This window comes from Cribrihabitans pelagius (genome assembly GCF_048820915.1).
Lineage (GTDB): Bacteria > Pseudomonadota > Alphaproteobacteria > Rhodobacterales > Rhodobacteraceae > Cribrihabitans_A > Cribrihabitans_A pelagius.
Map to the genome: position 1 here is coordinate 14,166 of NZ_JBMERR010000001.1, position 25,816 is coordinate 39,981.

The 25,816-nt window shown below is 69.1% G+C and carries 17 protein-coding genes; 9 read left to right on the forward strand and 8 right to left on the reverse strand.

What is annotated here, in order from left to right; all coding sequences use genetic code 11:
* Nucleotides 1-1,547: 1,547 nt before the first annotated feature.
* From ACOHX0_RS00080 to ACOHX0_RS00100, 5 genes are all read right to left on the reverse strand, one after another.
* Nucleotides 1,548-3,827 (reverse strand): ATP-binding protein, encoded by a 2,280-nt coding sequence (locus tag ACOHX0_RS00080; protein ID WP_420674576.1) that lies wholly within the window; start codon nucleotides 3,825-3,827, stop codon nucleotides 1,548-1,550.
* A 426-nt stretch (nucleotides 3,828-4,253) separates the two neighbouring features.
* Nucleotides 4,254-6,296, reverse strand: a complete 2,043-nt coding sequence (locus ACOHX0_RS00085) for a hypothetical protein (RefSeq protein WP_420674577.1) — start codon at nucleotides 6,294-6,296, stop codon at nucleotides 4,254-4,256.
* Nucleotides 6,297-6,309: 13 nt separating this feature from the next.
* A complete protein-coding gene (locus tag ACOHX0_RS00090) occupies nucleotides 6,310-9,084 on the reverse strand; it encodes a DUF4159 domain-containing protein (RefSeq protein ID WP_420674578.1) in 2,775 nt (924 codons plus the stop codon).
* Nucleotides 9,081-9,974, reverse strand: a complete 894-nt coding sequence (locus ACOHX0_RS00095; RefSeq protein WP_420674579.1) for a DUF58 domain-containing protein — start codon at nucleotides 9,972-9,974, stop codon at nucleotides 9,081-9,083. The genes ACOHX0_RS00090 and ACOHX0_RS00095 overlap by 4 nt, the downstream gene beginning before the upstream one ends.
* Nucleotides 9,971-10,978: an AAA family ATPase gene (locus ACOHX0_RS00100; RefSeq protein ID WP_420674580.1), complete on the reverse strand. Its 1,008-nt coding sequence runs from the start codon at nucleotides 10,976-10,978 to the stop codon at nucleotides 9,971-9,973. The genes ACOHX0_RS00095 and ACOHX0_RS00100 overlap by 4 nt, the downstream gene beginning before the upstream one ends.
* Before the next feature lie 64 nt (nucleotides 10,979-11,042).
* Here ACOHX0_RS00100 and ACOHX0_RS00105 point away from each other — a divergent pair, with 64 nt between their 5' ends.
* The 3 genes from ACOHX0_RS00105 to ACOHX0_RS00115 all read left to right on the forward strand — a co-directional run bounded on the left by ACOHX0_RS00105 (nucleotide 11,043) and on the right by ACOHX0_RS00115 (nucleotide 12,982).
* A complete protein-coding gene (locus tag ACOHX0_RS00105; RefSeq protein ID WP_420674581.1) occupies nucleotides 11,043-11,645 on the forward strand; it encodes a DUF1285 domain-containing protein in 603 nt (200 codons plus the stop codon).
* Nucleotides 11,646-11,885: 240 nt separating this feature from the next.
* Nucleotides 11,886-12,647 (forward strand): hydroxypyruvate isomerase family protein, encoded by a 762-nt coding sequence (locus tag ACOHX0_RS00110; RefSeq protein ID WP_420674582.1) that lies wholly within the window; start codon nucleotides 11,886-11,888, stop codon nucleotides 12,645-12,647.
* Between the two features lie 152 nt (nucleotides 12,648-12,799).
* On the forward strand, nucleotides 12,800-12,982 hold the full coding sequence (locus ACOHX0_RS00115) for a DUF2798 domain-containing protein (protein WP_420674583.1): 183 nt from the start codon (nucleotides 12,800-12,802) through the stop codon (nucleotides 12,980-12,982).
* Between the two features lie 701 nt (nucleotides 12,983-13,683).
* Here the strand turns inward: ACOHX0_RS00115 and polA are convergent.
* Complete coding sequence (polA, locus tag ACOHX0_RS00120) at nucleotides 13,684-16,503, reverse strand: DNA polymerase I (RefSeq protein ID WP_420674584.1); 2,820 nt, start codon at nucleotides 16,501-16,503, stop codon at nucleotides 13,684-13,686.
* Nucleotides 16,504-16,682: 179 nt separating this feature from the next.
* On the opposite strand from polA, the gene ACOHX0_RS00125 reads away from it, so the two are divergent.
* Nucleotides 16,683-17,390, forward strand: coding sequence for an SDR family NAD(P)-dependent oxidoreductase (locus ACOHX0_RS00125; protein ID WP_420674585.1), 708 nt, complete (start codon nucleotides 16,683-16,685; stop codon nucleotides 17,388-17,390).
* A gap of 104 nt (nucleotides 17,391-17,494) precedes the next feature.
* On the opposite strand, the gene ACOHX0_RS00130 is transcribed toward ACOHX0_RS00125, so the two are convergent.
* Nucleotides 17,495-17,677 (reverse strand): zinc-finger domain-containing protein, encoded by a 183-nt coding sequence (locus ACOHX0_RS00130; protein WP_420674586.1) that lies wholly within the window; start codon nucleotides 17,675-17,677, stop codon nucleotides 17,495-17,497.
* Nucleotides 17,678-17,748: 71 nt separating this feature from the next.
* Between ACOHX0_RS00130 and ACOHX0_RS00135 the strand changes: the two genes are divergently transcribed.
* A complete protein-coding gene (locus ACOHX0_RS00135; RefSeq protein ID WP_420674587.1) occupies nucleotides 17,749-18,678 on the forward strand; it encodes an ATP-binding cassette domain-containing protein in 930 nt (309 codons plus the stop codon).
* A gap of 32 nt (nucleotides 18,679-18,710) precedes the next feature.
* The gene (locus ACOHX0_RS00140; RefSeq protein WP_420674588.1) at nucleotides 18,711-19,112 is read left to right on the forward strand and encodes a GNAT family N-acetyltransferase; all 402 of its coding nucleotides are present in this window, start codon (nucleotides 18,711-18,713) and stop codon (nucleotides 19,110-19,112) included.
* Between the two features lie 74 nt (nucleotides 19,113-19,186).
* Here ACOHX0_RS00140 and ACOHX0_RS00145 read toward each other — a convergent pair whose 3' ends face one another.
* Nucleotides 19,187-19,651 carry a DUF1203 domain-containing protein gene (locus ACOHX0_RS00145; protein WP_420674589.1) on the reverse strand — a complete coding sequence of 155 codons (465 nt, stop codon included), beginning with the start codon at nucleotides 19,649-19,651 and terminating at the stop codon, nucleotides 19,187-19,189.
* Nucleotides 19,652-19,927: 276 nt separating this feature from the next.
* Here ACOHX0_RS00145 and ACOHX0_RS00150 point away from each other — a divergent pair, with 276 nt between their 5' ends.
* From ACOHX0_RS00150 to ACOHX0_RS00160, 3 genes are all read left to right on the forward strand, one after another.
* Complete coding sequence (locus ACOHX0_RS00150) at nucleotides 19,928-22,855, forward strand: error-prone DNA polymerase (RefSeq protein WP_420674898.1); 2,928 nt, start codon at nucleotides 19,928-19,930, stop codon at nucleotides 22,853-22,855.
* 310 nt (nucleotides 22,856-23,165) lie between these two features.
* Entirely contained in the window at nucleotides 23,166-24,683 is a 1,518-nt protein-coding gene (gpmI, locus tag ACOHX0_RS00155; RefSeq protein ID WP_420674590.1) for a 2,3-bisphosphoglycerate-independent phosphoglycerate mutase, read from the forward strand.
* Nucleotides 24,680-25,813, forward strand: a complete 1,134-nt coding sequence (locus ACOHX0_RS00160) for a murein hydrolase activator EnvC family protein (protein WP_420674591.1) — start codon at nucleotides 24,680-24,682, stop codon at nucleotides 25,811-25,813. Before gpmI ends, ACOHX0_RS00160 begins: the two co-directional genes overlap by 4 nt.
* Nucleotides 25,814-25,816 lie beyond the last annotated feature (3 nt).

Consider the following 25,816-nt stretch of genomic DNA (forward strand, 5'->3'; position numbering starts at 1 on the left):
CCCCCCCCCCCCCCCCCCCCCCCCCCCCCCCCCCCCCCCCCCCCCCCCCCCCCCCCAAGGCCGCACAAAGGCGCTCCGGCGCAGCCGGGGCACCTGCGGGCGCGGGAGGGTTCCGGCGGTTGAATGCGTCCGCGGCGGAGGCGGCAAGGAGGCGCGGCTGAGACCTGCGGGATGCAAGGTTTTGCCGAAAAGATACAGACAGCGGTGTCTGGCCGGCGCGTTGCAGCGAGACGCGAATTCCGCTGAGCATGGGCGGTTGCGCAAGCCGGGACCGTGCGCTTCGGCTTGCGCATTTGACAGGCGGGAGCTCCTGCAGGTGCGTCCGCCAACCTTGGGCAGCCTGAAGGCGACCGCCCGAAGCTTCGCTAAGTAAATGCTGTTCTGGCGGAGCGCATATGCCTTTGGGCAACCTTTGGCTGGCAGCCGTCTGTAGATGTCTGTGGCATTCGTCTCGCGCTGAATTTCCGCATGCATGGCACCGGGCGCATCCTCCAGCGGGCAAGCGCGTTCTAGCAGCGGGGTCGACCCTGTTTGCCCGTCGCCTGTTTCGGGGTGTCGCCAGTTAAGTTTCAATTCCGTGCCCGCAAGTCCGCGGCATCAGTACCGGGGCAGAGGTGTGACAGCTGCGCCGTGCGGAAGCGGCGGCCGGGGCGGCGATGGTCATGGAGCCGTGCAGCCTCGCGCGCTGTGCCTTCCCGTTCCGGCGGCATGCGCGGCGCGGCTCAACGCGGCCGAAGCCCCTTGCGTGAAGCGCTCGGCGTGAAGTTCCCTTAGCGAAGCCTTTGGCGTGAAGCGTCTTTGAGAGCAGCAGTCCGGCAGCTGCCGGCTTGTCTCTGCGGGCAGCCGGTAAGAGGCCTGTTTCTGGCCGGCGCGGCCTCTGACCGGACTGGCCCCAGCACCGGGGCCTTCAGATGAAACCCGGCGGAGTGGGGGCGCTGTCCCCAAGGCGCTTTGCGGTTCAGACTGCAGTGCATAGCGTCGGCATGTTTGAGGGGGCAGGTGCGTCAGGCGCGCCGCCGCCCGGGGCGCGGGGCCGCCGCATGGCACAATGCCCCGAACCGACGGTGCAAATCCGTGTCGGCGCGCAGCGCGTGCCTGCCGCCGCCCGGACTGCAAAGGCCAGCCAGGCTGCGCCACCGGCCCGCCGGTTTGCCGGAAGCCGGGCCAGCTTCGGCCTCGTTACTTTGCCGTGTACCGGGTGGAGAAAAGCCGGCTTTGGGTATGTGGCCGCACCAGGCGGTGCCATCGGCTGCATGCCGGTCCCGGCCGAACTGTACCGCAAGCCAGCGGCAGGCTGCTCTGCCCGCGGGTCCGAAGCCGCGCGGTGCCGACGGGTGAAATCGCACCCGCGCGGAGGGCGCGCGTATGCCCGGCGGCTTTGCGGCCGGGGTGCGGCCCGCCTGCTGCCAGTATCGCGGCACCGCGCGGGGGGCGGCAGGCCGCCTGGCGGCTGCGCCAAAGCCCGCGTCCCGGCTATGGGCCCGCCAACTGCTCCTGCTGCTCCGCCTTTTGTTCCCGTTGGCCCCCGTGCGGACCCGGGGCTGCGGTCAGGAAGCCTGCGCCGCGGCCGGGTCTTCGGGAAAAGGTTGGCGGGTGTCCGGCGGGGCGTGGTTGCTGATCTGCTCGTGGATAAGCGCTTTGCGCAGCGGCTTGGTCAGGTAATGGTCGAGCCCGGCGGCCAGGATGCCTTCGGAATCGCCGGTCATCGCGTGCGCTGTCAGAGCGACGATCGGCACATGGGCGCCGCTGCCAGCTTCGGCTTCGGCCTCCCGGATTTTCGCGGTGGCCTCCTTGCCGTCCATCACCGGCATGGAAATGTCCATGAACAAAAGGTCCGGCAGGAACTCGGACCAGGCAGAGACCGCCTCGATGCCGTTGTTGGCAAAGCGCAACTCGATGTCGAGATCCTTGACCATCTTGCGGAACACCAGCTGGTTGGTCTTGTTGTCCTCCGCCGCCAGCACCCGCATCCGGCGCAGCCCCGGGGCCGGGGCGGGCTTGGGCGGCGGCTTGGGCGCGGCGTGCGCGGCGCTGCCGGGGCCGGGCAGGGGCGGGTTGGGCGCGCCCGCGGCGGGCGCCGCCGGCGCGCCTGCGGTTTGCGGGCCGCCCAGCCGGGCCAGCTGGGAAAACAGATCCTCCCGCGGGACCGGGTTCTGCAGCACGCCCTGCACCAGCCCGCCAAGGGCCGCGTCGTGGGTGAGCTGCGGACTGGCGCTTTGCAAGAGCACCGGCACCTCGTGGAACGCGCCCTCCCGCAAAGCGCGCGCCAGCTGCACCCCGTCCAGCACGGGCGGGTTGTGGCCGCTGATCACCACATCGATGCTGCTGTCGATCCGCTCCAGTGCCTCGGCCGCGCTGCCGGCGGTGACAGCTTCGATTCCCAGCGTCAGCAGGTGTTTTTGCAGGATCTCGCAGTTCAGCGGCATATCGTCTGCGATCAGCACCCGGCGCAGGGTGGCGGGCAGCTGCGGCCGGGGCTTGCGGGCATCCTCAGCCAGCCGCAGCGGCAGGCGGAAGCCGAAACAGCTGCCGCGCCCTTCCTCGCTTTCGGCCCAGATCTCGCCGCCCATCAGCTCGATCAGCCGCTTGGAGATGGCAAGGCCAAGCCCGGTGCCCTCGAACTTGCGGTTGCGCTCGTCCTCGACTTGATTGAACTCGCCGAAGATATGACCGAGCTTTTCCGGAGGGATGCCGATACCGGTGTCCTCGATCGAGAAATGCACCGCGCATTGGTCATCCCCGGGCGAGGAAATGCCGGTCACGCGCAGTGTGACATGGCCCTCCCGCGTGAACTTCACCGCATTGCCCGCCAGGTTGGTCAGGACCTGGCGGATGCGGCCCGGGTCGCCGACAAAGCGGGTCGGCATGAACAGGTCGTAGTCCACCAGCAGCGCCACGCCCTTGTCGCGGGCGGTGGGCTGCAGCAGCATCACCACCTCGTGCAGGCTGCGTTCCAGGTCGAAAGGCTCAGGGTGCAGCTCCAGCTTGTCGGCTTCGATCTTGGAGTAGTCCAGAACGTCGTTGATGATCACCAGAAGCGCTTCGCCGGAGTTCTTGATGGTATTTGCATAAAGCCGCTGCTCGTCGCTCAGCTCGGTGTCGCTGAGCAGTTCGGCCATTCCGACCACGCCGTTCATCGGGGTGCGGATCTCGTGGCTCATGTTGGCGAGGAAGGCGGATTTGGCGCGGTTTGCCGCCTCCGCCCGCTCGCGCGCGGCGCGCAGCTCCTCCTCGTAGCGGACGGAGGAGGTGATATCGAGCGCCAGGCTCACCATATCGCCGCCGTGGCCGCGCTGGTCGAGCAGGCGCAGGAAGCGGCCGTCCCACAGCTCCAGCACCACCGGATCGGGCGAGGGCGACAGCCAGCGTTCGTTCATCATCGCGCGCCAGGCTTCCGGGCTCATGTCGCCCGTGTTGATCAGCCCCTCGTCGGTGAGCAGCTGCAGGATGCGCACGTAAGAAACCCCGGGGGTGACCTCTTCCAGCCCGTCGAAGATATTGAGATAGGCGGTATTGGCGCCGATCAGCTTGCTGTCGGCGTCGAAGAAGGCAAAGCCGTCCTGGAAGGCTTGGATCGAGTGCCACAGCCGCCGCTCTGCCGTCTCGATCTTCTCGTTTGCGGTGTGGAGGTCGGATTTGACCTTCTCGTTCTCGTCCCGGACGGTGGCAACTTCGGCCTGCTTCTGACCGATCTGTTTGGTCAGCGCCAGCGCGTGGCGGCCCAGCTTGCGGTTGGCGGCCGACAGCTCCGCCTGCTTGAGCTCAAGCAGGCGTTCCGCCGCCAGGCGGGCGCGCCGTTCCTCCGCTAACTTGCTGGCAAGGCTCATCCTTGCGACTCCAATATCAATCAAACAATCAGGTGCGCGGCCGGTGCCGCGCAGGGGCGGGCACCGGGGTTCCTGAGCCCTTGGTACGCAAGGGAATCTTGCTATGGCGTTAAGCGCCCGCCATCTGCGGAGCGGATCAAGCGGGGGCAAGGCCGCCGCGGGACCCGGGGTGTTTGACATTTTCCTCAAGTTTTCGGGCTTTTGTCTCTGCGGGTCCTGCGCGCGGGGCACTGTGGATATTCGTTGTCAATCCAATGCAAATACAGATTTCCCGGGGTCCGGCCCGCCAGTGCGGTTGCGGTTTCCGGCGAGCGCGCCCTGCGCCGCGCCGCAGGCGCGGCGCAGGGCCCAACGGGCGCGGTCTCCGTCAGGAGACCTGGCGCCGGGCGGGAGCGGCCGATTTGCAGTGCGGGCCGCGGGGGGCGTTCAGCGGCGGCCCTCGCGCAGCCAGCCGGTCACGATAAAGCCTGCCGCCAGCAGCAGCGCGAGCCAGGCCGGCAGCAGCGGCGCCTGGGCCACCGAAAGTGTCTCGTAAGCTTCGCGCGGGGTGAGGCCGATCCAGCCGCGGCCTGCGGCAGGCCGTCCGGCGCGCACGTTGCGCAAGGAGGGCAGGCCCTCCTCCAGCCGCAGGATGCCGCCGCGCAGCGGCGCGATCACCGGTTCAAGAATGGCGCCGGTGGCGATTGTTTCCTCAAACTCGCGCGGCGCCGCCGGGCCCAGCCCCGCCACCGCGCTGCGCCCGCCCTCGGCCAGCCGGTAGAGCCCGGGCTCCGGCCCCTTGTAACGGGTTTCCCACAGGCCGGGCGCGGTTTCGCGCAGCGCGAGCTCCACCGTGCTGCCATCCGGATTGGTGACGGTGACGGGCCCGGCGCGCTCGGAGAGGGTGCGGCGCTGGATGCGCATCTGCTGGCCCGTGGTTTCAGCCCAGAGCGCCTCTTCCTCCAGCTCCGGCTCCTTCATCATCCAATGCGCAAGCCGCCGCAGCAATTCCAGCTGCGGCCCGCCGCCCTCGTAGCCGCGGCTCCACAGCCAGGCGTGGTCCGAGGCCAGGAGCGCCACCCGCCCTTCGCCGGCCCGGTCGAGCACCAGGAGCGGCCGCTCGCCCGCGCCTGTCATCAGCACGTGGCCCTCGGGGCGGCGCAGCTCGATCTGGCGCAGCCAGCGGCCCCAGCTCCCGGCCCCCTCCAGCCCCGCGGTCACCGGATGGCGGCTGCCGAGATCGGAAATGCCGGGACGGAAGGCTTCCTCCAGCACCCGCGCAGAAGGTTCGGCCGGCAGGATCGCGGCGAGGGGCGACCGGTAGATGCTGTCGGCGCTGGCAAAATCCGGCCCCGCCGCCACCAGCACCGCGCCGCCGCCAAGCGCGTAGTTGGCCACGTTGTCGAGGTAGATCGCGGGCAGGATGCCGCGGCGCTTGTAGCGGTCGAAGATGATGAGATCGAAATCCTCGACCTTCTCCAGGAACAGTTCGCGGGTAGGGAAGGCGATCAGCGACAGCTCCTCCACCGGCACGCCGTCCTGCTTTTCCGGCGGCCGCAGGATGGTGAAATGCACGAGGTCCACGGCGCTGTCGGACTTCAGCAGGTTGCGCCAGGTGCGCCCGCCCGCATGCGGCTCTCCCGAAACCAGAAGCACCCGCAGCCGGTCGCGCACGCCGTTGATCTGCACCAGTGCTGCGTTGTTGCGGGTGGTGAGCTCGCCCTCCGCCTCCGGCACGCTGAAGCGGATCACGTTGCGGCCGCCGTGCTGCAGGGTGAGCGGCAGTTCAAAGGAGACGCCGACCGGCAGAGTGAAGCGCTGCGGTGCCGCGCCATCTACCGAGACGTCGAGATCGGCAAAGCCGCCTGGCGACGGCGCGGCGCCCTGGTCCTCGATGCGCAGCGTCAGCGTCACCGGCTCGCCGATGATGGCAAAGCCGGGGGCGTTCTTCACCACCAGGCGGCGGTCCCAGTCATCTGCGTGGCCCGTGAGCAGCAGGTGCAGCGGCGCGGGCAGGCCGGGGGCTCGGGCAGCGTCATGCACCTGGCCGTCCGACAGCGCAACGAGACCCGCCACGCGGGCCCGCGGCACATCGGCCAGCGCATCGGTGAGGGCGGACATCAGCCTTGTGCCCGCATCGTTCTCGCCATCCGGTACGGTGACCCAGCGCAGGTCGGTGCCGGGCCGGGCGGCGAGCTTCCGGCGCAGCTCGGCGCGGGCTGCCTCCAGCTGCTCCGGGCGGCCGCGCAGGCCTTGGCTGGCACTGCGGTCCTCGGCCACGATCACGATGTCGTTGAGCGGCGCGCGCTCTTCGCTCTGGTGCACCGGGCCTGCGAGCGCCGCCAGCAGCACCAGCGCCGCCAGCGCCCTGAGACCCCAGCCGGACAGCCCCTTCCACAGCGCCAGGACCAGTGCCGCAAGGGTCAGCGCGGCGGCGGCCCAGAGCACCGGCCAGGGCACCAGCGGGTCGAACAGGATGGTCTGGATCATCGCGCGTCCCCTCCTATTGGCCCAGCCGGTCGAGCAGGGCCGGCACATGCACCTGGTCGGACTTGTAGTTGCCGGTGAGCACATGCATCACCAGGTTGATGCCAAAACGGAACGCCAGCTCGCGCTGGCGTTCGCCCGCGTAGCCGCGGCCGACCGGCAGCAGGGGCCGCCCGTTTGCATCCACCGCCCAGGCCGCGGCCCAGTCGTTGCCGCCGATCACCACCGGCGTCACCCCGTCGTTGAGGTTGCGGAAGGGGATGCCCTCGGCCTGTTCGGCATCGGCGGGCGCGGCCTCGACCCAGATCGGGCCGCGGGCATGGCGGCCCGGGAAGTCCTGCAGCAGGTAGAAGGCGCGGGTCAGCACATGGTCAGAGGGCAGCGTTTCCAGCGGCGGAATGTCGAGCGGCCGCGCCAGCTGCTGCAGGCGGCGCGCCTCGGGGCTGCCGGCACCGGCCGCGGCGATGTCCGCATCGCGGGTGTCGAACAGGATCATGCCGCCCGCCCGCAGGTAGGCGTTGAGCCGCGCGTAGGCCTCGCCCGAGGGCTGCGGCTGGTCGCGGGTGACGGGCCAGTAAAGCAGCGGGAAGAAGGCAAGCTCGTCGCGCTCCAGATCCACCCCGGCCGGGGGCGCGGGCTCCACAGAGGTGCGGAAGAACAGCGTGTCCGAGAGGCCGCGCAGGCCTGCGGCGGCGATGCGGTCGGTCTCCGCATCGCCGGTCAGCACATGGGCAAGCACCAGCTCGGCGGCAAGCCTGGCCGGATCCGCCATGGGCTGCGCCTGGGCACGGGCGGCCTCCGGCGCGGCCACGGCCGCAAGGCCAAGCGCGAGCGCCAGCGCCGCCGCCCGGCCGCGCAGCAACAGGCCCGAGACGGCGAGCGTCGCCAGCACATCCAGAGCCAGAAGTCCCAGGGCCAGCGTCAGCAGCGCCCCGCCCAGCGGCCGCTCCCGCGGCTCCTCGTAGCCGCTGACCGGGATCGAGGCGGGCCAGCGCGCGGGTCGGAGCACATCGCCCGCGCGCAGCACGTTGCGTGCCAGCATCCGGCGGCCGCCGCTGTAGATACCGGGCCGCAGCTCCGGTCCTGCGGGGGCCGCGGCCAGGTCCGGACCCTTGACACCGGGCAGGGCTGTGGCTTCCTCCAGGCGGCCGAAGCCGTCCAGTATCTCGACCGGGGTCCAGGTTGTGCCCTCCAGATCCTCTGCCGACGGGGCCGCCGCGGCGGAGGAGACGGCGAGCCGCTCCAGCATCGCAACAAACAGGCCGGACAGCGGCAGGCTGCTCCACTCGGCGTTGGCGGTGACATGAACCAGCACCACCTGGCCCTGGCCCAGCGGCTTGCGGGTGACCAGCGGGGTGCCGTCGGCAAGTTCCGCGATGACCCGGCCTGCGAGGTCAGGATCGGGCTGCGCCACCACCTGCGAGCTGACAGTGACCTCGGACGGCACCGGGAGTCCGTGGAAGGGCGAGCCTTCCGCAAAGGGGGCCAGCGTCTTCGGCTCGCCCCAGCTCATCGCGCCGCCGATACTGCGCCCGCCCGCGCGCAGCCGCACCGGCATCAAGGGCTCCTCGCTGTCGCGGGCGGTGTCGCTGGCAGCGAGCCGCGGCCCGGCGAAGCGCAGAAGAAGCCCGCCGTTTTCCACCCAATCGATCACCGCCGCCTCCTGGTCCGGGGCCAGACGCGCCACATCGGCCAGCACGATCACGTCGGGGTTGGCGGGCAGGAGGTCTGCAAGAGGGCCTTCGAGCAGCTCCGCCGAGGGTTGCAGTGCCTGGCGCAGGTAGTGCAGCGGCGACAGGAGCGCGAGGCCCTCGTCAGCGCTGGCAGAGGAGATCAGCGCCACTTCGCGGCGGCGCAGGCTGTCGTCGGTGAGCGCCACGGCGCCGGCAGAGCGCTGGCCCTGCAACTCGAAGCGGGTCAGGCGGCCGCGCAGTTCGGCCGGGAGCGACAATCCGGCGCTGGCGCTGGTGGCGCCATCGGCCAGCCGCAGGGGCAGCGTGGCGAGGCTGCGCGGAGTGCCGCCGGGGTCGCGGCCCTGGGCCAGAACCGTGACTTCTTGCACCGGGCCTGCGCGGCTGCGCTGAATGGTGATCTCGATCAGCCCGTCCTTGTAGGTGGCAGGCATCAGCCCCAGCACCGGGGCGGGGCGTTCGTAGACCTCCACGTCGCCACGGCGGCTGAGCGCTTGCAGGATCTCCTGCCGTCCGGGGTAGGCGAGCGCGTCGCTGAACCACAGGGTGTCAAAGCCGCCCTCGGCTGCGTCGAGCACGGCCGTGGCTTCCTGCAGCTGCGCCGGCCCGGGCTGCCAGGGTTCCGGCACCAGCCCTGCAAGCTCCCGCTGCCAGTCGCTGGCGGCGCGGAATTGCAGCGGCTCCGGGGCGCTGAGCCGCAGCATCGCCACCGGGCGGCCCGCACGGCCGGCGTCTTCGAGCTGGGCGGCAATCTGGCCGCTGGTCTCGCGCCAGTCCGCAGCGCCGGCCCAGCTGGCATCCATCACCACCAGCAGCGGGCCGCTGCCTGTTTCTTCCCCGCGCGAGGGGTTCAGCACCGGGCCGGAGAGGCCGATGATCGCCGCCGCCACCGCCAGCATCCGCAGGAGCAGGAGCCACCATGGCGTGCGGTCGGAGAGGCTTTCGTCGTCCTTCAGCCCCAGGAGCAGCGTCACCGCCGGGAACGGCTGGCGCCGCGGCGCCGGCGGCACCGCGCGCAGCAGGAGCCACAGCACCGGCAGCGCCAGCAAACCCAGGAGCAGCCAGGGCGCGGTGAAGCCGATGCCCGCAAAGACGGTCATGGCGCGGTTCTTTCCAGGGCGTGATAGATCCACATCAGCGCGCTCTGCGCCGGGTGGCCGGTATGATGCTGCCCCATGCGCCAGCCCGCGCTCCGGCAGAGCCGCGCCAGCGCATCGCGGCGTTCCGCCAGCCGCTCCAGGTAGCGTGTTTGCAGGGCCGAGGCCTTCAGGGTTTCATGGGTGATGCTGCCCTCGATGCTTTCGAACCGGGTGCGGCCGGCAAAAGGGAAGGCCTCCTCCGCAGGGTCCAGCACCTGCAACAGAACGCCCCGCACGCCGCGCCCGGCGGCCTTGGAAAGCGCCTCTTCCAAAGGCTCAAAGGGGCCGAGGAAATCCGAGATGTAGAGCGCACGCGCATGCGGGATCAGCGCCCGGTGGCCGGGCGGGGCGTAATCGGCGTCTTCCTGCGCGGTCAGAGCCTCGGCCAGGCGCAGCACCTGAACATTGCCGCGCCGCGGCGGCAGCGCAGCTCCAGTGAGGCCCACCCGCTCGCCCGCGCGGATCATCAGCACCGCGGCGGAAAGCGCCAGCAGCCGCGCGTGATCGATCTTCTGCGGCAGGCTGGGGCTGGATGCAAACCGCATCGAGGCGCCGAGATCGGACCAGATGTGCACCGTCTGGGCGATCTGCCACTCGCGCTCGCGCACGTATTGCACGTCGCCGCGGGCGGAGCGGCGGTGGTCGATCATGCGGCGGCTGTCGCCGGGCTGGGCGGGACGGTATTGCCAGAAATCATCGCCGCTGCCCGCACGCCGCCGCCCGTGTTCGCCCATCAGCACCGACCCCGCCAGCTGGCGCGCCTGCACCAGCAGGGGCGGCAGCGCGCTGGCCTCCGCCTCGGCACGGTGACGCAGCCCTGCGGCAGCGCTGGAGGCGGCGGGCTGGTTCACGCGGCGGCCCCGCTCCGGGCCATGCCGTCAGCGGTCTCGGCAATCAGCGCAGGCAGGCTGTCGCCGCGCGCGCGGGCCGCGAAAGTGAGCTGCATCCGGTGGCTCAGCACCGGCTGCGCCATGTCGAGCACGTCTTCGGCGCTGGGCGCCAGCCGCCCTTGCAAAAGCGCCCGCGCCCGCACTGCGAGCATCAGGGCCTGCGCCGCCCGCGGCCCCGGCCCCCAGGCAACGGTTTGCGCCACCCGCTCGCCCGCCTCCGGCTCGTCCGGGCGGAAGGCGCGCACCAGGTCGAGGATCATCTCCACCACCGACTCGCCCACCGGCATCCGCCGCAGGAGCGTCTGCGCCGCGATCAGCTCCGCCGCCGAGAACACCGGATAGGCGGCGGCCTCCTCCACCCCGGTGGTCGCGATCAGGATGTCGCGCTCGGTGCTGCGGTCGGGGTAGTTCACGTCGATCTGCAACAGGAACCGGTCGAGCTGCGCCTCGGGCAGCGGATAGGTGCCTTCCTGCTCGATCGGGTTCTGGGTGGCGAGCACGTGGAAGGGCGCGTCCAGCTTCCGGTCCTCGCCCGCGACGGTCACCATGCGCTCCTGCATCGCCTGCAAGAGCGCCGACTGGGTGCGCGGGCTTGCGCGGTTGATCTCATCCGCCATCAAAAGCTGGCAGAACACCGGCCCCGGCACGAAGCGGAAGGCGCGGCTGCCGTCCGCCGCGGTCTCCAGAACCTCGGAGCCGAGGATGTCGGCGGGCATCAGGTCAGGGGTGAACTGTATGCGGTTGCCGTTGAGCCCCATCACCGTCGCCAGGGTCTCCACCAGCCGGGTCTTGCCCAGCCCCGGCAGGCCGATCAGCAGCCCATGGCCGCCGCACAGAAGCACCGAGAGGGTGAGGTCCACCACCCGCTCCTGGCCGATGAAGCGCCGCGTGATCGAATCGCGCGCCTGTTGCAGCTTGGCTTCCAGCGCTTCGATGCCGGCCAAGAGATCGTCGGGATCGGACATGACATTCCTCTTTCCGCGGATATATGGTGTTACTCTATCGCGCTGGAAGGAAATGGCAAAAGCAATGAGCGGACAAAACCCCGTGACACCTCCCGCCACACCCCCCGCCGCACCCGATGCCGAGGGGCTCGCCGCCGCGGCGAAACGTGCAGGCAGGGGCCGGGGCCTGCCGCCGGTGCACTTGTGGAACCCGCCGTTCAGCGGCGACCTCGACATGCGCATCGCCCGGGATGGCAGCTGGTACTACCTCGGCACACCGATCAACCGCTTTGCGCTGGTCAAGCTGTTCTCCTCGATCCTGAAGCTGGAAGAGGGCAAGTATTTCCTCGTCACCCCGGCCGAGAAGGCCGGCATCACGGTGGAGGATGCGCCCTTCGTCGCGGTGGATTTCAGCGCCGAAGGCGAGGGAGAGGCGCAGGTTCTGACCTTCACCACCCATGTCGGCGACAGCGTCGCGGCGGGGCCGGAGCATCCGATCCGCGTCGCCCACGATCAGCAGACCGGGGAGCCATCGCCTTACGTGATGGTGCGGGCCGGGCTGGAAGCGCTGATCGACCGCAAGAGCTTCTACCGGCTGGCCGATCTTGGCACCTGGCACGGCGGCCGCTTCGGGGTCTGGTCCTCGGGCGCGTTCTTTGCGCTGGAGGAGGGTTCCGGAAATGCCTGAGAACGCATCAGCCCGGCAGCATTCCGCCGGTTTGGGGCGTGCCGGCGCGCTGGGGTCCGGCGGCGGCTTCCCTTTGCCGCCGCCGCCGCCATGATACGCCCAGAGGCGTGGCGGAGGCAGGCGGATCAGGACCGGATTTCAGAGCGGGGTTAAGGAAAGTTTAATACGAACAATCCGCTGTTTTCCCGCCTTGGCGGCCTGCCGGCGCAGCGTTAGATCAGCGGAAAGAGGAGATGCCCCATGCCCAGGTTTGCGGCCAATATTTCCATGCTCTTCGCCGAACTGCCCTACCTGGACCGGTTCCCGGCCGCAGCGGCTGCCGGGTTTGAAGCGGTGGAAATCCTGTTTCCCTACGAGCTTGCGGCCAAGGAAACGCAGCGTGCCCTGCTGGCCAACGGGCTGGAGCTGCTGCTGATCAACGCGCCGCCCCCCAATTACACCGGCGGCTCTCCCGGATACGCCGCGCTGCCCGAAGGGGTGGAGCGCTTCCAGCGCGACATCCGCCGGGTGCTGCGCTATGCCGAGGTGCTGAAGGCGGGCCGCATCCACGTGATGGCGGGCTATGCCAAGGGCGCCGCGGCGCAGGAAACCTTCGTCCGGAACCTTCAATGGGCTGCCGATCTCGCGCCGCGCCAGCAGTTCAGCATCGAGCCGCTCAATGCGGGCGACCAGCCCGGCTATTTCCTCGACGACTACAACCTGGCGGTCGAGGTGCTGGAGGCAGTGGACCGGCCCAACGTGGGATTGCAATACGACGCCTACCACGCCCAGCTGATCCACGGCGATGCCGCCAAGGTGTGGGAAAGCTTCGGCCGCTTTGCCGTGCATGTGCAGATCGGCGCCGCGCCGGGCCGCTGCGAACCGGGAACCGGTCCGGTGGATTTCCAGGCGCTTTTCGCCGCCATCGACGCCAGCGGCTACGACGGCTGGATCAGCGCCGAATACACGCCCTCCACCAGGCGCACCGAGGACAGCCTCGGCTGGATGCGCACCGCCGCCTGAGCCGGTGCAGCGGGCGTGCGCAGGTGTGATTTGTCCTGCGGCTCCGGCGCGGATCAGGCTGGCGAGCGCCGTCGGAGTCCCCCTGACCATGCCGGTTGACCATGCGGCCTGCCCGGTTTGCCTCGTCCTGTCCAGCCTGATCTTAGGGGGTGATGTCCTGCCCCGTCACCGCGGTGGCAACGGCAAGGACGCGGGGCACTGTGCACGGAATTGCCGCTGCCTGGATCTGGACCTGGCTGACCGCCTGGCCCGTGGCCTTTGCCGCCGCCTTCACCGACGCGCCACTGGTGCGCCGCCTGGTTGCCCTGCTGGCGCGGCCCGCGGTTCCCGCATGACCGGCACGCTCCCGCCTGTTCCGCGCGCATTCCGGGAATGCGTCCTCGCGGTTGCGCCGCGCGCCGCTGGCGCGGCGCCAGGGGTTTGCAGAGAGGCCCATGAGTGGCGCACCCGCATTCAAGGTCGCGCGCTTTTGTCCCCGCTGCACGTCAGCGGCAATCCGAGCCCGCGGCGCGGAGGCTGCAGGGCTCCGCCTGTTCACAAGCGAAGCGCTCCCCCGGAGCGCTTCCAGCAGGCTTGGTCACCCTCTACGCGCGCAGCGTAGCCGAAAGCGGACCTTCCGTTGCAGTGTCGGGCAGAGGTCTCCCGCCCGTTCCGCCCGCATTCCGGGAATGCGTCCTCGCGGTTGCGCCGCGCGCCGCTGGCGCGGCGCAAAGGGGGGGCAGAGAAGCCCTTTACGGGCAGGACCGCCTTCAAGGGCGTCTGCCAGTGTATCGCGCTTCGCCGCGCGCCAAGGGCAAACCGCGCCTTTGCCGCGGTGGCTGGCGTCTCCCTCGACCCGCAACGATGCAGGGGCTGCGCTGCCGGTGCAACTGTGATCGGCCGCCGGCCGCGGGAAGGGCGCTCGGCCCGGAATAGGCGAACCTGGCCATCTGCCCCGCCCGCGCCGCGGCAGCGGCGCGCGGCCCAACGGCCGCTGCCGCATCTTTGATGCGGTGGGCGGCGGGCGGGAGGGCCCGGGTTGCGGCGGGCTGCCGGATCAGTGCGCTTCGGCCCAGTTGCGGCCCCGGCCTGCATCTACTGCCAGTTTCACGTCCAGGTGCACCGCCGGGTGTGCGGCGTCCTCCATCACGGCGCGGGCGGCGGCGATAGTCTCTTCTGCGGCTGTTTCCGGCACTTCGAACAGCAGTTCGTCGTGCACCTGCAAGAGCATCCGCGCGGGCAGGTGGGCGATGGCCTCCGGCATCCGCACCATGGCGCGGCGGATCACGTCGGCTGCCGTGCCCTGGATCGGCGCGTTGATTGCGGCGCGTTTGGCAAAGCCCGCCTTCGGCCCCTTGGCGCCGATCTCGGGCGTGTGGATCTTGCGCCCGAACAGGGTCTGCACGTGGCCGTGCTCCTTGGCGAACTCCACAGTCCTGTCCATGTACTTGCGGATGCCGGGGAAGCGCTCGAAGTAGCGGTCGATGAAGCCCTGCGCGTCCTTGCGCGGGATGCGCAGGTTGCGGGCAAGCCCGAAGCCGGAAATCCCGTAGATCACCCCGAAGTTGATCGCCTTGGCCTGGCGGCGGATCTCGGGCGTCATCTCTTCCAGGGGCACGCCGAACATCTCCGAGGCGGTCATCGCGTGAATGTCGAGCCCGTCGGCAAACGCCTGCTTCAGCGTGCCGATTTCCGCGATATGGGCGAGGATCCGAAGTTCGATCTGGCTGTAATCCAGCGCCAGCAGCACGTTGCCTTCCTCGGCCACGAAGGCCTCGCGGATGCGGCGGCCCTCCTCGGAGCGGATCGGGATGTTCTGCAGGTTCGGATCGGTGGAGGCCATCCGGCCGGTGCTGGCGCCGGTCTGGGCGTAGGAGGTATGCACCCGGCCGGTTTCAGGGTTGATATGGTCCTGCAGCGCGTCGGTATAGGTCGATTTCAGTTTGGAAAGCTGGCGCCAGTCCAGCACCCGTGCGGGCAGCTCGTGCTCGGTTGCGAGGTCTTCGAGTATATCGGCGCCAGTGGCATAAGCGCCGTTCTTGCCTTTTTTACCGCCCTCCAGCCCCATCTTGCCGAACAGGATCTCGCCTAGCTGCTTGGGGCTGCCCACGTTGAATGTCTCGCCCGCCAGCCCGTGGATCTCGGCTTCAAGGGCCGCCATCTTCTGGGCAAAGGCGTTCGACATGCGGCTGAGCGTGTCGCGGTCCACCTTGATGCCGTTGCGTTCCATGTCGGCGAGCACCGGCACCAGCGGCCGTTCGAGCGTCTCATAGACCGTGGTCACCCGCTCTTGGTGCAGTTGCGGCTTGAACAGCTGCCACAGGCGCAGGGTGATGTCGGCGTCCTCGGCCGCATAGGGCACCGCGTCGGCAATGGAGACCTTGTCGAAGGTGATTGCCGATTTGCCGCTGCCCAGCAGCGGCTTGATCGGGATCGGGCTGTGGCCGAGATAGCGTTCGGAGAGCGTGTCCATGCCGTGGCCGTGAAGCCCTGCGTGCAGAGCGTAGGACATCAGCATGGTGTCGTCGATCGGCGCTACCTCCACGCCGTAGCGGTGGAAAATCTTGGCGTCGTACTTCATGTTCTGGCCGATCTTGAGGACCGCCGGATCCTCCAGCACCGGGCGCAGCAGGGTGAGCGCCTCCTCGCGGTCCATCTGCCCCTCGGCCAGCGCGTCGGAAGCAAACAGACCGTCGCCGCCATCGGCCCGGTGGGCGAGAGGGATGTAGCAGGCCTCGCCCGGCTCGACTGAGAGCGAGATGCCGACCAGATCCGCCACCATCTCGTCCAGCCCGGTGGTCTCGGTGTCGACCGCCGCATAGCCGCGCTCGCGGATCGCAGCGATCCATTTCTCCAGCGCCGCGGCATCGCGGACGCATTCGTACTTCTCGGCGTCAAACGGCACCGCCTCGGGCGCCGCCGGAGCATCGCCTGCCTGGGCCTGCGCCGGGGCGGCGGGCTCGGGGATGGCCGGGGCCTCCGCGCCCAGCCGGTCCGCGATCCGTTTGGTCAGGGTGCGGAACTCCATCCGCGACAGGAACTCCAGGAGCTGATCGGGGTCAGGCTCCATCACCTCCAGATCGTCCAGCGTGAAGTCGAGCGTCATGTTGCAGTCGAGCTGCACCAGCGTCTTGCTCAGCTCGATCTGTTCGCGTTTCTCGATCAGGGTCTGGCGGCGCTTGGGCTGCTTGATCTCTCCGGCGCGGTCCAGAAGTTCCTCCAGCGAGCCGAATTCGTTGATCAGGAGCGCCGCGGTCTTGATGCCGATGCCGGGCGCGCCGGGCACATTGTCGACGCTGTCGCCGGCCAGCGCCTGCACGTCGACCACCCGGTCCGGCCCGACGCCGAATTTCTCGGCCACGCCCTCGGCGTCGATGCGCTTGTTCTTCATCGCGTCCAGCATTTCGACGCCGCCGCCGACCAGCTGCATCAGGTCCTTGTCGGAGGAGATGATGGTGACGCGGCCGCCCGCGTCGCGCGCCTGGCAGGCCAGCGTTGCGATGATGTCGTCGGCCTCGAAGCCCTCGATCTCCTTGCAGGCGATGTTGAAGGCGCGGGTGGCTTCGCGGGTCAGCGGGAACTGCGGCACCAGGTCCTCGGGCGCGGGCGGGCGGTTGGCCTTGTACTGATCGTAAAGCGTGTTGCGGAAGCTCTCGCCGGAGTGGTCGAAGATCACCGCCGCATGGGTGGGCGCCTCGGGGCCGGTGCTGTCCTCCACATATTTCTGCAGCATATTGCAGAAACCTGCGAGCGCCCCAACCGGCAGCCCGTCGGACTTGCGGGTGAGCGGCGGCAGCGCGTGGTAGGCGCGGAAGATGAAGGCCGAGCCGTCGATCAGATGCAGGTGGCAGCCCTTGCCGAATTGCGTATTGCTCATGGCCTTGCGCTCCTTGGGACCCGTTCGTGTTCTGTTTCCCGGGTTATCGGTGATCTGCCCGCCAAGGGCAATCCGAACCTCGCTGCCGGCAGGGCGGTGCCGCCGGGCGCGGGCGGCGATTTGCGCAAAGTTGCAGCTGTGTTAGGGAGACGGCCTCAATTCAGTGAAGGAGCGATATAATGCAGCTCAACGGCAAGACCGTGGTAGTGACCGGCGGCAGTGACGGGATCGGCAGGCACATCTGCCTGAAGCTGGCGGCCGAGGGCTGCCGGCTGGCCATCTTCGGCCGCAACCGGGAGCGGCTCGACGCTGTGGCGGAAGAGGTCCGCGCGCAAGGCGCGCCCGAGGCGCGCGCCTACGCTTTCGACCTCACCGATGCGGCGGCGCTGGAGCAGGCGGCCGCGGATGTCGTCGCGGATTTCGGCGGCATCGACATCCTGATCAACAACGCAGGGGTCTGGCACAAGGCGGGCCCGCTCGACAGTATTCCGGCGGAGATGCTGGTGCAGACGGTGCAGACCAACCTCACCGCGCTGATGCAGCTCACCCGCCACCTGCTGCCCAGCCTGCGCAACCGCGGCGAGGCGGCGGTCCTGAACGTGGCCTCGAAGTCCGGCGTCGTGGCGCAGGCGGGCCAGTCGGTCTATACTGCCACCAAATACGGCGTGCGCGGTTTCACCGATGTGCTGAAGGTGGATGAGGCGGAGACCGGCGTGCGGGTTGCGGGGCTCTACCAGAGCGGCACCAACACGGGCATGTTCGCCAAGGCGGGCGAAGAGGTGCCGAACGAGATTTTCACCGAGCCCGATGACCTTGCCGATGTGGTGGTCTTCATGCTGTCGCGCCCGCCCAAGCTGTGGATGCACGAGGTGCGGGTCGAACTCTGAGCGCGGCCGCCGCCTTCGGGCGGCGGCAAATTTCTTGCAAGAAATTTGGCCGGAAAATTTGAATTTTCCGGCCCCCGTGGCAGGCGGTGCGCGCCGTGGCCGGATCAGCCTTGCTTGGCCGCGAAGTCCCGGTGCACGAACTTGCAGTCGCAATAGGGACACTCCACGAAGCCCTCGTCTTCCGGGATGCGCAGGTAGACACGGGGGTGGCCCAGGGCGCCTTCGCTGCCGTCGCAGGCGACGCGGTAGCTGTCCACGATCTTGGTTTCCGGCGCGTCGATGGTCATCGCTGGCGATCCTCCGTGTTTTCGGTTAGGCGCTGTTATGAGCCAAGGCAAAACCGGGGGCAAGAGCGGCGATGAGTGATGAGGCGATCCGGATCAGGGCGTTGCGCAAAACCTATGCCGGCGGCAACGGCCAGCCCGAGAAACACGCGCTGAACGGGGTCGATCTGGACGTTCCGCGCGGCTCGGTCTTCGGTCTCCTGGGCCCCAATGGCGCGGGCAAGTCGACAATGATCAACATCCTCGCAGGCCTGGTGCGCAAGACCTCGGGCGAGGTGTCGATCTGGGGCTTCGACCAGGACCGCAATCCGCGCCAGAGCCGCGCCGCCATCGGGGTGATGCCGCAGGAGCTGAACCTCGATCCCTTCTTCACACCGCGCGGCGCGCTGGAAGTGCAGGCGGGGCTTTACGGCGTTGCAAAATCCGAGCGCTACAGCGACGAGATCCTTCGGATGATCGGGCTGGAGGACAAGGCCGGGGCCTATGCCCGCACCCTGTCGGGCGGCATGCGGCGGCGGCTCTTGCTGGGCAAGGCGCTGGTGCACCGGCCCAATATCCTGGTGCTGGACGAACCCACTGCGGGCGTCGACATCGAGCTGCGCCAGATGCTCTGGGACAACATCCGCAAGCTGAACGCGCAGGGCATGACCATCATCCTCACCACCCATTACCTGGAGGAGGCCGAGGAGATGTGCGACGAGATCGCCATCATCAACCAGGGCGAGCTGGTGGCGCGCGATACCACCGCGAACCTCCTGGGCCGGCTCGACACGCGGGCGATGGTGGTGCATCCGGCCGCGGCGGTCTGCGATCTGCCGGCGGGCAACGGCATCGAGGCCGAGCTGCGCGGCGACGGCGCCGTGGTGCTGCGCTACCACAGCCAGCAGACCAGCGCCGAGGAAGTTCTGGCAGCGGTGCGGTCGGCGGGGATTTCGATCCGCGACGTGAAGACGGAGGAGGCGGATCTGGAGGACGTCTTCCTGGCGCTGACCAAGTCACGCTGAACCGCGCCGACCAATTCGTACGGAGATCCCGGATGCGCATCCGTCCCTTCGAACCTCGCGACGCCGCCGATTGGGGGCGGATCTTCCACGATGCGGTGCACCGCATCGGCGCGCGCGACTACAGCCCGGAACAATGCGCCGCCTGGAGCCCTGAACCCGCGCCCTCTGAGGCGGTGCGGGCGCGGGCAGCCGACGGCCGCCGGATCTGGGTTGCCGCTGACGCGCAGGACGTGGCGCAGGGTTTCATCGAGCTGGAAGCGGACGGCCATATCGACTGCTTCTACCTCGCCCCCGACATTGCCGGCAGCGGCGTTGGGGCGGCCCTTTTGTGTGCAGCTGGAGGCAGAAGCCCGCATAAGCGGCATCCTGTCTCTTTACGTCGAAGCCAGCGAAGCCGCACGGCGGTTCTTTCTGCTCCAAGGGTTCACGGATGAGGGCCGCCGCGACTTCGAGCGCCGTGGCGTGATGATCCATAACTACGCGATGACGAAGCGGCTGTAACCCTGCCTCACCCCCGCCCGATCCGCGCCTGAAAGCAGTTGTTGCGGGCCGAGCGGACGTGGACATAGGCTACTTCCGGGTCCGCCAGGATCGCCTCTGCTGCGGCCATCATTGCGTCCTGTGCCACCACCTGCCCGGTGCCGTAGACGATGCGGTCATCCGTGCCATAACCCTTGATCAGATAGTCCGGCGCACGGCTGAAAACCTCGGGCAGGGCGCTGCCTTCGTGCCGCGCGCAGGGGTCTGCGCAGAGGAAGATGGGCCCGGTCTCCGCATAGGGCTGGAGCGCGGGGAAGGGCCGGTGGGCAAGCACCAGCATCTGGGCGCCTTCGGGGATATAGCGCAGGCAGTGGCGGCAGGGGTTGCCGCCGCCGTCCGAGAGCTTGCGCTCGGGCGGCTGGCCGTAGGCGTCGGCGCCGCCTGCCTGCAGGGCGCGGACGGTTTCGGTGGGCAGGGCGTGGATTGTCAGCATCGGAACCTCCTGTCTGTGCCGCGCCAGCCTGCCGCGGCGCCGCGCTTCAGGCGACCCGGAAGCTGCGCATACCGCTGGTGTGGGTTCGGAATACGCAGGCCGCAGCGCAAGGGCAGGCCGGAAGGGCTCCCGCCAGCCGCGCGCGCATCGGGGATGCGGCTTGCGCCCGTTGGGCCGGGCGCGGCCCTCACGGGCCGCGCGGGTCCCTGCCGGCAGGGACCGGGGGACGTTGGGGAGGGACTCGAAATGAGAACAAAACGAGAATATACTGCGGCCATGTTTGCCGAGTTCGCCTGCCTCTCCAATTTCACCTTCCTCACCGGGGCCTCCCACCCGGAGGAATACGTGACGCGCGCGCTGGAGCTGGGGCTGGGCGCGATCGCGATTGCAGACGAGAACTCGGTGGCGGGCATCGTGCGGGCGCATTCCGAATGCCGCGACATCGCGCGCCGGGTGCGGGAGCGGCAGGACTGGGACCGGGACAACAGCCCGATCGGCCCGCCGCGCCCCGAAGGTATCGCGCCGCCGCCGTCTTTCCCCCTCTATGATGTGCCGAGGCTGATCCCGGCAGCGCGGCTGATCTTCACCGATGCGCCGGAGGTGATCGCCGTGCCGGAGAGCCGCGCGGGGTGGCGCAGCCTGTGCCGGCTGATCTCCACCGGGCGGCTCCGGGCGGAGAAGGGCAGCTGCACCCTTCACCTCTCCGACCTGCTTGAATTCGCGGAGGGTCTCCACCTGCTGCTGGTGCCGCAGGCGGGCCGGCTGCCGGGCGGCGCGGGCGGATGGGGGCCGCATGTGAACGCGCTGACGCGCCGCTTTGCCGGGCGGATGCATCTGCTGATGACGCCCGCCTATGACGGCAGCGACGGCCCCCGGCTGGCGGCGCTGGCACAGCTGGCCGCGCGGCTGGGCCTGCCGCCGCTCGCCAGCGCCGCGCCGCGGATGCATCACGGCTCCCGCCGCCGCCTGGGCGACGTGCTGACCGCCATCCGCCTGCGCTGCAAGGTGGAGGCCTTAGGCCGCGCTGCCATGGCCAATGGCGAGCAGCGTCTGCGCTCGGAAGCGGAGATGCGCCGCCTGTTCCGCGGCCACGAGCACGCGGTAGGGAATGCCGCCCGCCTTGCCGCGCGGCTGACCTTTTCGCTGGACGAACTGCGCTATGACTACCCGGACGAGGCCGAGGGCGGCGAAACCCCGGCGCAGCGGTTGAGACGGCTGGCCGAGGAGGGCCTCAGTTGGCGCTATCCCGGCGGCGCGCCCGAACGGGTGCGGGGGATGCTGGAGCATGAGCTCGCCCTCATCGGCAAGCTGAAATACGAGCCCTACTTCCTCACCGTGCGCGACATCGTCGCCTTCGCCCGCTCCCGCGGGATCCTCTGCCAGGGCCGCGGTTCGGCGGCAAATTCGGTGGTCTGCTACTGCCTGGGCGTCACCTCAGTCAGCCCCGAGCTGGGCACCATGGTGTTCGAACGCTTCGTCTCCGAGGCCCGCGACGAGCCGCCCGACATCGATGTCGACTTCGAGCACGAGCGCCGCGAGGAGGTGATCCAGTGGATCTACGAGCGCTACGGCCGCCACCGGGCGGGCCTCTGTGCCACGGTGATCCACTACCGCGGCAAGCGCGCCATCCGCGAAGTGGGCCGCGCCATGGGCCTGACCGAGGACACGATCTCGGCGCTGTCCTCGCAGCTCTGGGGGTTTTTCGGCGGCAAGGGGCTGGAAGCGGAGCGGATGCGCGAGGTCGGGCTTGATCCCACCGCCCGCCGCCTGCAGCTGACGATGGAGCTGGTGGAGCAGATCATCGGCTTCCCGCGGCATCTGAGCCAGCATGTCGGCGGTTTCATCATCACCGAAGGCCGGCTGGACGCGCTGGTGCCGGTCGAGAACGCCACCATGGAGGGGCGCACGGTGATCTGCTGGGACAAGGACGACATCGACGCGCTCGGCATCCTCAAGGTCGACGTGCTGTCGCTCGGCATGCTCACCTGCATCCGCAAGGCGTTTGAGCTGATGCGCCAGCACCACCAGCAGGATTACACCCTGGCGACGCTGCCGCAGGAGGATCCGGAGGTCTACACCATGCTGTGCCGGGCCGACAGCATCGGCGTCTTCCAAGTCGAAAGCCGGGCGCAGATGAACTTCCTGCCGCGGATGCGGCCGCGCAACTTCTACGATCTGGTGATCGAGGTGGCGATCATCCGGCCCGGTCCGATCCAGGGCGACATGGTGCATCCCTACATCCGCCGCCGCAATGGCGAGGAAGCGGTGGAGTTCCCTTCGGATGCGCTGGGCGAGGTGCTGGGCAAGACGCTTGGTGTGCCGCTGTTTCAGGAGCAGGCGATGCAGATCGCCATCGTCGGCGCCGGCTTCACCCCCGAGCAGGCCGACCGCCTGCGCCGCTCGCTTGCCACCTTCAAGAAGCACGGCAACGTCAGCGAGTTCCGCAGCCTGTTCCTGCACGGCATGGCGAAGAACGGCTATGATGCGGAGTTTTCCGAGCGCTGCTTTTCCCAGATCGAGGGCTTCGGCTCCTACGGGTTTCCGGAAAGCCATGCCGCCAGTTTTGCCCTGCTGGTCTATGCCTCGGCCTGGATCAAGTGCCACTACCCCGGCATCTTTGCCTGCGCGCTGCTGAATGCGCAGCCGATGGGGTTTTATGCCCCGGCGCAGATCGTGCGGGACGCGCGCGAACACGGGGTGGAGGTGCGGCCCGCCTGCATCAACGCCAGTTACTGGGACAATGCGATGGAGCCGGACGGGCGCGGCGGGCTGGCGCTGCGGCTGGGGCTGCGCCAGATCCGCGGCTTGCGCGAGGAGGACGCCAGCTGGCTCACCGCGGCGCGCGGCAACGGCTACATGGAGGTGGAGGACGTCTGGCGAAAGGCGGGTCTGATGCCCGCGGTGATCGAGCGGCTGGCCGAGGCCGATGCCTTTGCCGCGCTTGGGCTCAGCCGGCGCGAGGCGCTCTGGGCCGCCAAGGCAATCACCGCCCGCAAGCCGCTGCCGCTGTTTGCCCGCGAGCTGGAGGGCGAGGGGATATACGAGCCGCAGGCGGATCTGCCGAAGATGGCGCTGGGTGAGGAAGTAGTGGAGGATTACGTCGCCATGCGGCTCAGCCTCAAGGCGCATCCGGTGGCGCTGATCCGGCATCTGCTGACGCCGCAGGACGCGGGCGCCAGCGCGGATGGCCGGGGCAGGTATTGAGTATTTGGGGCAAGATGACGGGGAGGGGGAGCGCTCTGCCCCCGGCCGCAATCCGCTACCCTCGACGCGGGCTGCAAGCCCGGGCCGCGCCCGGCCCTCCCCCCGGGAGGGCGCCTTGCGCCGTTCCGGCATATCCTTCGGTAGGAGAAGTGGTGTGCAGAGCGGTTCACCCGAGGGAGCGCGACGCCCTCCCAGGCTCGGGCGCGGCTCTCTGCGTGCCACCGCCTCCCCATGCGGCGCTATCGGCGGTTTCCCATCGCGGGGCGAGCCTGTAAAAGAGCCTCAATCACAGCAGTGCCGGAGCCCTCCCATGACCAGACCCAAACCTGTCGTCCTGTGTATCCTCGATGGCTGGGGCAGCGCCGAACCCGGACCCGCCAACGCGCCGTACCTCGCCCAGACACCTGCGTTCGACGCGATCATGGCCGAAGGCCCGACGGCCAAACTAATCACCCATGGGCCGGATGTGGGCCTGCCGAGCGGGCAGATGGGCAACTCCGAGGTGGGACACACCAACATCGGCGCGGGCCGGGTTGTGGCGATGGACCTGGGCCAGATCGACCTGGCGATCGAGGACGGCTCCTTCTTCGAGAATGGCGCGCTGCAAGCCTTCATCGCCAAGCTCAAGGACACCGGCGGCGCTGCGCATCTGATGGGGCTGGTCTCGGACGGGGGGGTGCACGGGCATATCACCCACATTCTCGCCGCGGTGAAGGCGATCACCGATGCCGGCGTGCCGGTCTGGCTGCACGCCATCACCGACGGGCGCGATGTGGCGCCGAGATCGGCCTACGGGTACTTCGGGGAGCTGAAGGACAAGCTGCCCAAGGGCGCCCGCATCGCCACCGTCACCGGGCGCTATTACGCGATGGACCGCGACAACCGCTGGGAACGCGTGCAGGAAGCCTATGACGCGATGGTCAAGGGTGAGGGGCGCAAGGTCCGCGACGCCCATGATGCCATCGACCACGCCTACAACCAGTCCGAAAACGACGAGTTCATCAGCGCCAGCGTGCTCGAAGGCTACGAGGGGCTGAAGGACGGCGACGGGTTCTTCTGCCTCAACTTCCGCGCCGACCGTGCCCGCGAGGTCCTGCGCGCCATCGGCGAGCCAGAGTTTGCGGAGTTCGAGACTGGGCCGCGCCCCGGCCTGGCGGGACTTCTGGGCATGGTGGAATATTCCGCCGCCCACAATGACTACATGACCACCTGCTACCCGAAGGCGGCACTGGTCAATACGCTGGGCGAATGGGTCGCGAAGCAGGGGCTGCGCCAGTTCCGCCTTGCCGAGACCGAGAAGTATCCGCATGTGACCTTCTTCCTCAACGGCGGCAAGGAAGAACCCGAGGAAGGCGAGGACCGGGCGATGCCGAAATCGCCCAAGGTGGCGACCTATGACCTCCAGCCCGAAATGAGCGCCCCCGAGGTGACGGAGAAATTCGTCGAGGCGATCGGGGCGGATTATGACCTGATCGTCACCAATTACGCCAACCCCGACATGGTCGGCCATACCGGCGATCTGAAGGCGGCGGTCAAGGCCTGCGAGGCGGTGGATCAGGGGCTGGCCAAGGTGGTCGCGGCGCTGGAAAAGGCAGGCGGTGCGATGCTGGTGACGGCCGACCATGGCAACTGCGAGGTGATGGTGGACCCGGAGACAGGCGGCGCCCATACCGCGCACACGCTGAACCTGGTGCCGGTGGCGCTGGTCGGCGGGCCCGAGGGCGCGCATTTGCGCGACGGGCGGCTGGCCGATCTGGCGCCCACCCTGCTGGACCTGATGGGGCTGGAAAAACCCGCCGAGATGACCGGGGAGAGCCTGCTGTCATGAAATTGCGGGCGGCACTTGCAGGCCTGTGGCTGGTGCTGGCGCCGCTGGCCGCGGCGGCGGAGCCTGCGGCGGCCGCCAAGGAGGCCGCGGCAGAGCTGGAGGCGGCCTCGGTCCGTTTGCAGAAGGCCGATGGCGCGCGCGACCGGGTGAAGGCGCTGACCGGCGCGGTGCAGGCCTATGAAGCCGGGCTTGCGGCAATGCGCGACGGCTTGCGCCGGGTGGCCCGGCGCGAAGCGCAGCTGTCGGCACAGCTTGCCGCCCGCAAGCGCGAGACCGCGGGCCTTCTGGGCGCGATCCAGGCCATCGAGACGGCGCCGCCACCGGTGCTGCTGTCGCACCCCGCCGGCCCGCTGGGGGCGGCGCGCTCGGCGATGATGCTGGCCGAGGTGACCCCGGCGCTGCATGCCCGCGCGCAGGCATTGAAGGATGATCTGGAGGAGGTTCGCGCGTTGCGCATTCTGCAGCAGAGCGCCGCCCGCACACTGGAGGAGGGGCTTCTGGGCGTGCAGCAGGCCCGGGTACAGCTTTCGGCCGCCATTGCCGACCGCACCAGCCTGCCGCGCCGCTTCACCGAAGACCCGGTGCGCACCGCCATCCTGATTTCCTCGACCGAGACGCTGTCGGGCTTTGCCGACGGGCTATCCGAGATCGCGGGCGGTGCGATTCAGCCGTCAGAGGCCGACATCAGCGCCAAGCGCGGCAGCCTGCCGCTGCCGGTCGAAGGCCTGGTGCTGCGCGGCTACGGCGAGCGCGACGCCGCGGGGGTGGCCCGTGCAGGGCTCTTGGTGGCGGCGCGCCCGCGCGCCCTGGTCACTGCCCCAACTGCGGCCACTATCCGCTACCGCGGCCCGCTGCTGGATCTCGGCAATGTCGTGATTCTGGAGCCGCAGCCCGGCACGCTGTTCGTGCTGTCGGGGCTGGCCGAGGTCTATGGCGAGGCGGGCCAGGTGATCCCCGCGGGCAGCCCGGTCGGGCTGATGGGCGGCGGCGACCCCGCACCGCAGGCAATTCTGTCAACAAGCGGTGAAGGGGGTGGAACTGGCCGGACAGAAACGATCTATATAGAAGTGAGAATGGACAACAGCCCGGTGGATCCCGAAACGTGGTTCCGCACTGGAAAAAGTGGATGAAGG

What these genes read in the sequence shown, in the direction of transcription:
- ACOHX0_RS00085 (WP_420674577.1), bottom strand. Translation starts at nt 6,296, where the DNA reads ATGATCCAGACCATCCTGTTCGACCCGCTGGTGCCCTGGCCGGTGCTC.
- ACOHX0_RS00160 (WP_420674591.1), top strand. Translation starts at nt 24,680, where the DNA reads ATGAAATTGCGGGCGGCACTTGCAGGCCTGTGGCTGGTGCTGGCGCCG.
- ACOHX0_RS00125 (WP_420674585.1), top strand. Translation starts at nt 16,683, where the DNA reads ATGCAGCTCAACGGCAAGACCGTGGTAGTGACCGGCGGCAGTGACGGG.
- ACOHX0_RS00145 (WP_420674589.1), bottom strand. Translation starts at nt 19,651, where the DNA reads ATGCTGACAATCCACGCCCTGCCCACCGAAACCGTCCGCGCCCTGCAG.
- ACOHX0_RS00115 (WP_420674583.1), top strand. Translation starts at nt 12,800, where the DNA reads ATGTCCTGCCCCGTCACCGCGGTGGCAACGGCAAGGACGCGGGGCACT.
- ACOHX0_RS00090 (WP_420674578.1), bottom strand. Translation starts at nt 9,084, where the DNA reads ATGACCGTCTTTGCGGGCATCGGCTTCACCGCGCCCTGGCTGCTCCTG.
- ACOHX0_RS00100 (WP_420674580.1), bottom strand. Translation starts at nt 10,978, where the DNA reads ATGTCCGATCCCGACGATCTCTTGGCCGGCATCGAAGCGCTGGAAGCC.
- ACOHX0_RS00080 (WP_420674576.1), bottom strand. Translation starts at nt 3,827, where the DNA reads ATGAGCCTTGCCAGCAAGTTAGCGGAGGAACGGCGCGCCCGCCTGGCG.
- ACOHX0_RS00110 (WP_420674582.1), top strand. Translation starts at nt 11,886, where the DNA reads ATGCCCAGGTTTGCGGCCAATATTTCCATGCTCTTCGCCGAACTGCCC.
- polA (WP_420674584.1), bottom strand. Translation starts at nt 16,503, where the DNA reads ATGAGCAATACGCAATTCGGCAAGGGCTGCCACCTGCATCTGATCGAC.
- gpmI (WP_420674590.1), top strand. Translation starts at nt 23,166, where the DNA reads ATGACCAGACCCAAACCTGTCGTCCTGTGTATCCTCGATGGCTGGGGC.
- ACOHX0_RS00150 (WP_420674898.1), top strand. Translation starts at nt 19,928, where the DNA reads ATGTTTGCCGAGTTCGCCTGCCTCTCCAATTTCACCTTCCTCACCGGG.
- ACOHX0_RS00105 (WP_420674581.1), top strand. Translation starts at nt 11,043, where the DNA reads ATGAGCGGACAAAACCCCGTGACACCTCCCGCCACACCCCCCGCCGCA.
- ACOHX0_RS00135 (WP_420674587.1), top strand. Translation starts at nt 17,749, where the DNA reads ATGAGTGATGAGGCGATCCGGATCAGGGCGTTGCGCAAAACCTATGCC.
- ACOHX0_RS00140 (WP_420674588.1), top strand. Translation starts at nt 18,711, where the DNA reads ATGCGCATCCGTCCCTTCGAACCTCGCGACGCCGCCGATTGGGGGCGG.
- ACOHX0_RS00130 (WP_420674586.1), bottom strand. Translation starts at nt 17,677, where the DNA reads ATGACCATCGACGCGCCGGAAACCAAGATCGTGGACAGCTACCGCGTC.